Origin of the sequence: Streptomyces sp. NPDC029674 (assembly GCF_044903205.1) — a bacterium.
Lineage (GTDB): Bacteria > Actinomycetota > Actinomycetes > Streptomycetales > Streptomycetaceae > Streptomyces.
In genome coordinates this window covers 175,232-183,970 of sequence record NZ_JBJDPY010000016.1, presented here as the reverse complement: position 1 = coordinate 183,970, position 8,739 = coordinate 175,232, and the positions used below count along the sequence as shown (strand labels likewise).

The 8,739-nt window shown below is 71.6% G+C and carries 7 protein-coding genes and 1 tRNA gene; 2 read left to right on the top strand and 6 right to left on the bottom strand.

All coding sequences use genetic code 11. From position 1 onward, the window contains the following. Positions 1-258: 258 nt before the first annotated feature. The 3 genes from ACI2L3_RS31835 to ACI2L3_RS31825 form a co-directional block, all read right to left on the bottom strand. On the bottom strand, positions 259-597 hold the full coding sequence (locus tag ACI2L3_RS31835; RefSeq protein ID WP_404755866.1) for a hypothetical protein: 339 nt from the start codon (positions 595-597) through the stop codon (positions 259-261). Between the two features lie 403 nt (positions 598-1,000). Next, positions 1,001-1,453: a DUF6299 family protein gene (locus tag ACI2L3_RS31830; RefSeq protein WP_404755865.1), complete on the bottom strand. Its 453-nt coding sequence runs from the start codon at positions 1,451-1,453 to the stop codon at positions 1,001-1,003. 184 nt (positions 1,454-1,637) lie between these two features. Continuing rightward, positions 1,638-1,711, bottom strand: a tRNA-Pro gene (locus ACI2L3_RS31825). Positions 1,712-1,818: 107 nt separating this feature from the next. Here ACI2L3_RS31825 and ACI2L3_RS31820 point away from each other — a divergent pair. Both ACI2L3_RS31820 and ACI2L3_RS31815 read left to right on the top strand, forming a co-directional pair. Then, complete coding sequence (locus tag ACI2L3_RS31820) at positions 1,819-2,352, top strand: DUF309 domain-containing protein (RefSeq protein WP_404755864.1); 534 nt, start codon at positions 1,819-1,821, stop codon at positions 2,350-2,352. A 411-nt stretch (positions 2,353-2,763) separates the two neighbouring features. After that, the gene (locus ACI2L3_RS31815) at positions 2,764-4,788 is read left to right on the top strand and encodes a DHA2 family efflux MFS transporter permease subunit (protein WP_404755869.1); all 2,025 of its coding nucleotides are present in this window, start codon (positions 2,764-2,766) and stop codon (positions 4,786-4,788) included. A 111-nt stretch (positions 4,789-4,899) separates the two neighbouring features. Here the strand turns inward: ACI2L3_RS31815 and ACI2L3_RS31810 are convergent, their stop codons facing one another. The 3 genes from ACI2L3_RS31810 to ACI2L3_RS31800 form a co-directional block, all read right to left on the bottom strand. After that, positions 4,900-5,706, bottom strand: coding sequence for a sulfite exporter TauE/SafE family protein (locus ACI2L3_RS31810; protein ID WP_404755863.1), 807 nt, complete (start codon positions 5,704-5,706; stop codon positions 4,900-4,902). Between the two features lie 10 nt (positions 5,707-5,716). Further along, positions 5,717-7,240 (bottom strand): long-chain fatty acid--CoA ligase, encoded by a 1,524-nt coding sequence (locus tag ACI2L3_RS31805; protein ID WP_404755862.1) that lies wholly within the window; start codon positions 7,238-7,240, stop codon positions 5,717-5,719. 205 nt (positions 7,241-7,445) lie between these two features. Further along, entirely contained in the window at positions 7,446-8,633 is a 1,188-nt protein-coding gene (locus tag ACI2L3_RS31800; protein WP_404755861.1) for a thiolase family protein, read from the bottom strand. Between the last annotated feature and the right edge of the window lie 106 nt (positions 8,634-8,739).

Sequence of the window (8,739 nt, the reverse complement as noted above, 5' to 3'; positions counted from 1 at the left end):
TCGCGCTTTTGTACCCTTTGCCTTCCATCTCCCCCCACCGCTGGGGCCCCCCCGCGGGGGGGGGGCCCCCCCCCCCCGGGGGGGGGGGGGGGGGGGGGGAGATGGCAGCCGAAGAACGCTCCTGGACATGGAGCACCGCTGCCGGTGAGGGAGAGTGAGAGAGAAACGGTGAAGAAGTGGGGGCCGGAATGGAGGGCCTGCCCACGCAAATCCCGATGTGCCACCGTAACCGACTCGGGAGGCTCACACACCACCGCACTACGGACCGGCAAGCGGCCCAAGGGCGAGGATTTCCCGCGTGACCTCGTCGGCTCCGCCGAAGTCGGGAGTGAGGTTCGAGAAGGTGGCCGAGAAGGAAGCGGAGTCGGTTGCCGCCCGCCTCAGGGCTTGCCCTGTCCGTGCGTGGAGCTCCTGCGCGGCGCGGGCGATGTGGGCGCGGATGCGAGGAACCGCGTGCTGTTCGCCGCCGCGGTGCCAGACTTCGACGTCCGTTCGGCGGAGGACGGCCGAAGGCCAGGGGATGCGCAGGCCGGGGTCGGATGAGGCGACGAGGTCGCCGTTGAACACCTGGCTGAGGTTCTGGGGCGGCAGCAGCACCGCGGCGAGGGTGTCGTCCCGGTGGACACGCGCTTCGGCGGGACGCGTCCTGACCGCGGCCGGGACGATGGGAGCGACCCACTTCAGACGGCAGAGGCAGCATCTGCTGCGCGCAATACACGGCGACGTCCACCGGCAGGGCATCGTGCTCGGTCCACAGGAACGGCAGGCTGTCGATGTAGACGACCGGGCAGCCGGCGCGTTGCAGGGCGGTCGCGAGCGCGGGATCCAGTACGACGACAGCCACGTCGGCAGCGGTCTCGGCCACCAACGCCGCGACCTGCGAGAGATCGTCCGGGTCCGGGCGGCCAGAGCCTCCATCACGCTGGAGAGCTTTCCGGCGCTGCCCCGGAGCCCTGTACAGACCGCGGCGGGAAGGCGCTTCGGCGGGTCCCGCCCCGGCTCAGCTCTTGGTGAGGGTGATGTTCTGCCGCTTCACCGCGTGGAAGCGCGGCAGCGGCAGCCCGGTGCCTTTCAGCTCCATCACGGTGGCCTCGACGTTGGCGGGTCCCGGAGTGAACGTGCCCTTGCGGACCTCGCTGTTGGTCCAGCGGTGCTCGGCGCCGTCACAGACCGCCAAGGTGCCGCCGATGCCGTGTCGTACCCGCGGGTCGGCCTGGGACACGCTCGAGGACACGAACACGGGCCCTGACCCTCTGACACAGCGGTAGGTGCCGGAAAGGGTGATGGTTCCGTCGGCCGCGAGCGTGCCGGTCGGGTCGACGGTCACCTCTTCGCGGGGGACTGACACGTGCGGGTCGCTGGGCGCGGCGACGGCGGACGGGGTGACGAGCTGCAGCAGTACGGCACCGGCGGCCGCGCCGATGACACGACGCAAGGGCATAGACACAGACATGCGGAGCACCTCCTGGAACGGAGATCCATAAGTACAGGGCGCATGGTTCCGGGGCGGTGATCGTCACCTTTTTGGGGCAAGTCGGTGCCGCCTGGTCGCGGGGGCGTGCACTGCTCCCCCAGCAACGAGTCAGGGGCTGTTTCAGATTTCTCTGAAACAGCCCCTGATCTACGACTCTCTCGAGTCGGGACGACAGGATTTGAACCTGCGACCCCTTGACCCCCAGTCAAGTGCGCTACCAAGCTGCGCCACGTCCCGTGGTGTTTCGCGCGGTGCCCCGCGTGATCACAGGTAGAACTCTACCCCACCTCGCAGGGTGCTTCGTCCTCCGGTGACCGCCGTCAGGCACGCGCGACAATCGCCGTATGAGCTCTGCACCTGGATCGTACGAAAGTGGCCGTGAGCGGGATCGCGACGAGGAGGGGCGGGCCCGCAACCAGCGGCCTCGCGACGGGCTCGGGCGGCCGCTCCCCTATGGCGCCGACGGGGTGCCCCGGCAGCCGGAGGGCGTCGTGCGCGCGCCCGAGGAGTCCGTGACCGAGGCGCAGGCGCTGTTGGACGCGGGACGTCCCTTTCACGCGCACGAGGTCTTCGAGGACGCGTGGAAATCCGGCCCCGAGCCGGAGCGCGGCCTGTGGAAGGGCCTGGCACAGCTCGCCGTCGGCCTCACGCACTCGGCCCGCGGCAACACCACGGGAGGGGCCCGGCTGCTGCTGCGCGGCGCCGGGGCGATCTCCGACTGGACCACCCGCACCGGCCGGCACCGGCCCTACGAAATCGACGTCGCCGAGCTGGTCACCTGGGCGGAGACCTTGGCAGAGCGGTTGGAGCGGGAGGGGACCGCGGTGGACGCGGTGACCTCCGCGCCGCGGCTGCGCGGGGGCGCGTTGCGGGGGTAGGGGGCGACCCGGGCGGTCGGGGGCCGCCGGCGCGTGTCGCGGGCCGCGGGAAGCGGGAAGCGGGGTGCCGGACCGGCGGGCATAGGGCTGGCTGCTCGGCACAGGCCGCTGGGCCGACCCCCGCGCACGACGCAGGGATGGCCCCCGGCGCTGGGCCGGCCACCGAGCGCCGCACGGGAGCCGGACGCGGGCGCTGGGCCGCGGGCTGCCCCGCGCAGGGGGCGGGCCCGCGTAGGAGGGCGGGCCCGCGTAGAGGGGCCGTCCGTTCACCGGAGCGGGCTCGTCCCGCATGCACACGCCGCGGGGCAGTGTGAGGGTGGCTGCGTGACCACCAGCGATCAGTCGGCCGGCTCCGCTACCGCAGAGGCGCGGCACGCGGCTCAGGACTCGGCGCAGCCCTCCGCGCCACCCGTGCTCGACCGGCGGCGCCGCAACGTCGTCTTCGTGACGATCATGCTGGGGATGCTGCTCGCCGCCCTCGACCAGACCATCGTCGGCACCGCGCTGCCGACGATCGTGTCGGATCTGGGCGGGGCGGAGCACATGTCGTGGGTCGTCACGTCGTATCTGCTCGCGGAGACCGTCGCGACGGTGCTCGTCGGCAAGTTCGGTGACCTGTTCGGGCGGAAGATCGTCTTCCAGGTGTCGGCGGTCATCTTCATCACCGGGTCGTTCCTGTGCGGGCTCTCGACGAACATGACGCTCCTCATCGCCTGGCGGGCGATGCAGGGCATCGGCGCGGGCGGGCTGATGGTCACGTCCATGGCGTTGATCGCCGATGTGATCCCGTTGCGGGAGCGCGGCAAGTACCAGGGCGCGATCGGTGCCGTCTTCGGCGTGTCCACGGTGATCGGGCCGCTGCTGGGCGGGCTCTTCACGGACCACCTGACCTGGCGCTGGGCGTTCTACGTCAACGTACCCATCGCGATCGTCGTCGTCATCGCGGCCGCCCGGACCATTCCCGTGGTGAAGTCCGCCGTGCGGCCCGTCATCGACTATGCGGGCATCGCGCTCGTCGCCGTCGGCGCGAGCGCGCTGATCCTGGCGACGAGCTGGGGCGGCAACCAGTACGCGTGGGCGTCGCCCACGATCATCGGTCTCTTCGCCGGCGGGCTGGTCGCGCTGGCGCTGTTCTGTGTCGTCGAGACGCGGGCCGCCGAGCCCATGCTGCCGATGCGGCTCTTCGCCAACCCCGTCTTCACGGTCTGCTCGATCCTCAGCTTCATCGTGGGCTTCGCGATGCTCGGCGCCATGACGTTCCTGCCGACCTATCTGCAGTACGTCGACGGGGACTCGGCCACCATCTCCGGTGTGCGCACGCTGCCGATGGTCGTCGGGCTGCTCATCGCCTCCGTCTTCAGCGGCAACGTCGTCAGCAAGACGGGCACGTACCGCGTCTTCCCCATCGTCGGCGCGCTGGTGATGGCTCTCGGGCTCTATCTGCTCTCGCTGATGGGGCGGACCACCAGCACGTGGCTGGAGTCGCTGTACATGTTCGTGCTCGGCGCCGGCATCGGGCTGTGCATGCAGGTCCTGACGATCGCCGTGCAGAACACCGTCGCGTACGCGGATCTGGGCACCGCCACGTCCGGGGTCACCTTCTTCCGTACGCTGGGCAGCTCGTTCGGCACGGCCGTGTTCGGCACCATCTACGCCAACACCCTCGCGCCGAACCTCAAGGACGGGGTCGCCGAGGCGGCGCGGGCCGGCGGTGATCCGGCCGTGGTCGGCGAGGCGGCGCAGAGCCCCGGCGGGCTGCACGAACTGCCCGCGGCCAGCGCCGTACCCATCATCAAGGCGTACGCGGACACGCTGCACACGGTCTTCCTGTGGACGGTCCCGGTCGCGCTCATCGGGTTCCTGGTGGCGCTCTTCCTCAAGCAGGTCGAGCTCCGGGACAGCGCGCGCATGGGCGCCCCGGACATGGGCGAGGGGTTCGCGCAGCCGACCAGCGGCGACTCCGGGCACCTGTTGGAGCGCGCCGTCGCCAACATCATCCGCAATGTGGGCATGAGCACCGCGCGCGGCATCATCCGGGACTCCGACACGCGCCTCGACATCGCGGGCGCCTGGGCGGTCATGCAGGTCTCGCTGTTCACCCGGATGGTCGGGCACGCCAGTCTGGGGCTGATCGCGGCCCGGCGCAGGATTCCGCCCGAGGTCCTGGTGCCCGTCTTCGACCGGATGGAAGAAGAGGGCTATCTGACCCGTACCGGTACGTACTTCTCGCTCACGCCCGCCGGGGAGCGCGAGGCGGAGGTCGTCTCCGGGGCGTGGGCGGCCTGGCTGGGCGAGGAGATCACGAAGGACATCGGCCGGCCGCCGGACAAGGAGCTCACCGCGGCGGTCGACGCGATCGCCAAGCGGCTGCTCGCGGAGGACCTGGCGCACGGGCTCTACCCGGAGCCGGCGGGCGCCACGGTCGGCGCGCGCTGAGGGCCCCGCGGCTCGGCGGCTCGGCGGCTCGGCGGCTCGGCGGCTCGGCGGCTCGGCGGCTCGGCGGCTCGGCGGCTCGGCGGCTCGGCGGCTCGGCGGCTCGGCGGCTTTTCAGCGCAACAGCAGTTGGAGGCCGCCGAGGACCGTCGCACCGATCACCAGCCGCTCGAAGAGGCGCTGATTGATGCGGTTCACGGTGTACTTGCCGAGGATCGCGCCCGGCACCACGAAGAGCACCAGCGCCGCGTCCAGGAGCAGCGAGCGGGCGTCGATCAGGCCGAGGCCCACGCTGAACGGCACCTTGGACGTGTTGACGATCAGGAAGAACCACGCGGACGTACCCAGGAAGCCGAGCTTCCGGAAGCCCGCCGAGAGCAGGTAGAGGGACATCACCGGGCCGCCCGCGTTGGCGACCATCGTGGTGAAGCCGCCGAGGACGCCGTAGGAGGGGGCTTTGAGGCGGCTGACCGGCGGGGCCTCCGCCTCGGAGTCCGCGCGGGCCGACGATGTGCGGCGCGCGATCGTGACGCCCGCCATGAGCAGCAGGATCGCCCCGATCGACGTCCGTACGACGGCGTCGTCGGCCCACATGAGGAAGACCGTGCCGACGGCCACTCCCCCGGCGACGGCGGGGAACAGCCGCCAGAGGGTGGGCCAGTGGGCGTGCCTGCGGTAGGTGAGCACGGCGAGGACGTCGCCCGCGATGAGGATGGGCAGCAGGACGCCGGTCGAGGCGCGGGCGGGCAGTACGGCGGCGAAGACGGCGAGGCTGATGGTGTTCGCCCCGCTGACGGCCGTCTTGGAGAAGCCGACCAGCAGCGCCGCGGCGGCCAGCGCGGCGAACTGCCACGGCGAGAGCCCCCACCCGTTCCACAGGTCCCACCCGTTCCACAAGTCCCACCCGCACGTCCCACCCATGGGGGAATTCTTACGCGCTGTAGTGGGCGCGCAATTCTCGCTTGAGGACCTTCATGCTGGGGCCGAGCGGGAGCTCGTCGATGAACTCCACGAGGCGCGGGTACTTGTGGCGGCCCAGATGCTCCTTGGACCACTCGGTGATCGCCTGCGCCACCTCCGGTGTGGGCGTGGCGCCGGCCGCCGTGACGACGACGGCGCAGATCTCCTCGCCGTGCACGGGGTCGGGCAGGCCGATCACGGCGGTCTGGGCGACGGCCGGGTGGCGCATCAGGACCTCTTCGACCTCGCGCGGGTAGACGTTGAAGCCGCCGCGGATGATGACGTCCTTCTTGCGGTCGACGATGGTCAGGAAGCCGTCGGCGTCCTTGGTGCCCAGGTCGCCGCTGCGGAACCAGCCGTCGACCAGGGCCTCGGCGGTGGCCTCGGGTCGCCCGAGGTAGCCGGAGAAGACGTTGTGGCCGCGGATGACGACCTCGCCGAGCTCGCCGGTGGGCAGCAGTTCGACGCGGTCGTCGACGTCGGCGCGGGCGATCTCCACGTCGACGCCCCACAGGGGGTGGCCGATGCTGCCGGGCTTCGTGCCGAAGTCGGGCTGGTTGACGGATGCGGTCGGTGAGGTCTCGGAGAGTCCGTACCCCTCGTAGACCGGGGTGCCGAAGGCCTTCTCGAAGCGTTCGAGCAGGGCGACGGGCAGTGAGGCGCCGCCGGAGATGCAGATCCGCAGCTTCGGCAGTTGTCCGGCGGCCTCGGCGGCGGCGACCAGGCCGACGTACATGGTGGGGACGCCGTGGAAGGTGTTGACGCCCTCGGCGACCATCAGCTCGATGGCCCGCGCCGCGTCGAAGCGGGGCAGCAGGACGAGGGTGGCGCCCGCCCGCCACGTCGAGTTCATGGAGACGGTCTGGCCGAAGGCGTGGAAGAGGGGCAGCGCGCCGAGAGCGGTGTCGTCGGGGCGGATGTCGTTGGCGTCGAAGGCGTTGACCGTAGCGTTCATCACCAGGTTGAAGTGGCTGAGCACGGCGCCCTTGGGGACGCCTGTGGTGCCGCTGGTGTAGAAGATGACGGCCGGGTCGTCGGCGTCGCGTGTCGCGTACGTGGTGAGGGGTTCGGTGGTCCTGGCCAGCGCCTCCAACTCGCCCTCGGCGCCGAGTCCCAGCATCCGCACACCGGTGGCCTCGGCGGCCGGGCCGCCCGTTCCGGCCTGCGCGGGGTGACAGAGGAGCAGGGTGGCGCCGCTGTCCCGCAGGACGTGCTCGACCTCCTCCGCGGAGAGCAGCAGATGAACGGGTACGACGACTCCGCCGGCGGCGAGGACGGCGTAGTACGCCTTCGGGAACTCGGCGGTGTTGGGCGCCATCAGCGCCACGCGGTCCCCCGGCCGCACACCGAGCTCCGCGAGAGCCGCGCCCTGCGCCCGCGCCTCGCGCCACAACTCCTGGAAGGAGAGCCGGAGATCACCCTCCACGAGGGCGATGCGATTCGGGTGACGCCGAGCGGGCTCGGCAAGGATCGCGGCGAGGGACAGCGTGGCCATGAGGGGGGTGCTCCGTTTCCGTGGGGCTTGCGGTGGGTCGGGCCTGCTTCTGGACTGACTTCTCGGCGGGGGGCGTGGGGGCGTGAGACTTGTTCGTGGGCCCCGGGAGGCAGCCGTACGCAACCGCCCTCCGTCCCGCCCTCACCCCACCCCACCTCGCCGCGCCGCGCCGCGCCGCGCCCGGGGCAACGGCGCGTGGCCGGATTCAGTCGCGTTCCACCAGGAGCGCGCTGCCCTGGCCCACGCCCACGCACATCGTGGCGAGACCGCGCGTGGCGCCGGTGCGGCGCATTCTGTGGAGGAGGGTGGTGAGGATGCGGGCGCCGGAGCAGCCGAGGGGGTGGCCCAGGGCGATGGCGCCGCCGGAGGGGTTGACCAGGTCCGGGTCGATGCCGAGGGCGTCGACGCAGGCGAGGGCCTGGGCGGCGAACGCCTCGTTGAACTCGGCCTCTTGGAGGTCGTCGACGGACCAGCCGAGCCGGGCGAGCACCTTCCGCGTGGCGGGGACGGGTCCGATGCCCATGACGTCGGGGTGGACGCCCGCCGATGCGCCGGCCGCGTACCGGCCGAGGGATTCGAGGCCGAGGTCGTTCAGGGCCTCCTCGCTGACGAGGAGCAGTCCTGCCGCGCCGTCGTTCATCGGCGAGGCGTTGCCCGCGGTGACGGTGCCGTCCTCGCGGAAGACGGGCCGCAGGCCGCTGAGCTTCTCGTACGAGGTGTCCTCGCGCACGCATTCGTCCGCGTCGACGACGATGCCGTCCGGCCGCGTGACGGGCAGCAGTTCGTCGTCGAAGTGGCCGTTCTTGCGGGCGGCGGCCGCGCGCCGGTGGCTGCGGAGGGCGAACTCGTCCTGGCGTGAGCGCGGGACGCCGTACCGCTCGGCGACCTCCTCCGCGGTCTCGCCCATCGCGAGGACGCCGTGCAGCTCCTTCATCTTCTTGTTCGTGAGGCGCCAGCCGAGCCGGGTGTCGGCGGTCTCCATGCGGTGCGGCAGCGCCTCGTCGGGGCGGGGCAGCACGAAGGGGGCGCGGCTCATCGACTCGGAGCCGCCCGCGAGGACGATGTCGGCCTCGCCGGCGGCGATGGTGCGCGCGGCGGTCGTGACGGCTTCGAGGCCGGAGGCGCAGAGCCGGTTCACAGTGGCGCCGGGCACGGACTCCGGGAGTCCGGCGAGGAGGGCGGCCATCCTCGCGACGTTGCGGTTGTCCTCGCCGGCCTGGTTGGCGGCGCCCCAGTAGATGTCGTCGATCCGGGCGGGGTCCAGCTGGGGGATGTCGGCGAGGAGGCCCTTCACGACGCCCGCTGCGAGGTCGTCGGGGCGGACTGAGGAGAGGGCGCCGCGGAGTCTGCCGATGGGGGTGCGGCGGGCGGCGGCGAAGTGGACGGTGCGCACGATACGGCTCCGGATCGTTCTGCGGGTCTCGCTGCTTCGGATTCTTCTGGGTGCCTCGCAACGTAAATTAGCGCTGCTAGTTTTGGAGTCTATGCGCGGGGTGGGG

Coding starts and splice junctions, on each gene's coding strand:
- ACI2L3_RS31830 (WP_404755865.1), bottom strand. CDS start 1,453: ATGTCTGTGTCTATGCCCTTGCGTCGTGTCATCGGCGCGGCCGCCGGT.
- ACI2L3_RS31820 (WP_404755864.1), top strand. CDS start 1,819: ATGAGCTCTGCACCTGGATCGTACGAAAGTGGCCGTGAGCGGGATCGC.
- ACI2L3_RS31810 (WP_404755863.1), bottom strand. CDS start 5,706: ATGGGTGGGACGTGCGGGTGGGACTTGTGGAACGGGTGGGACCTGTGG.
- ACI2L3_RS31805 (WP_404755862.1), bottom strand. CDS start 7,240: ATGGCCACGCTGTCCCTCGCCGCGATCCTTGCCGAGCCCGCTCGGCGT.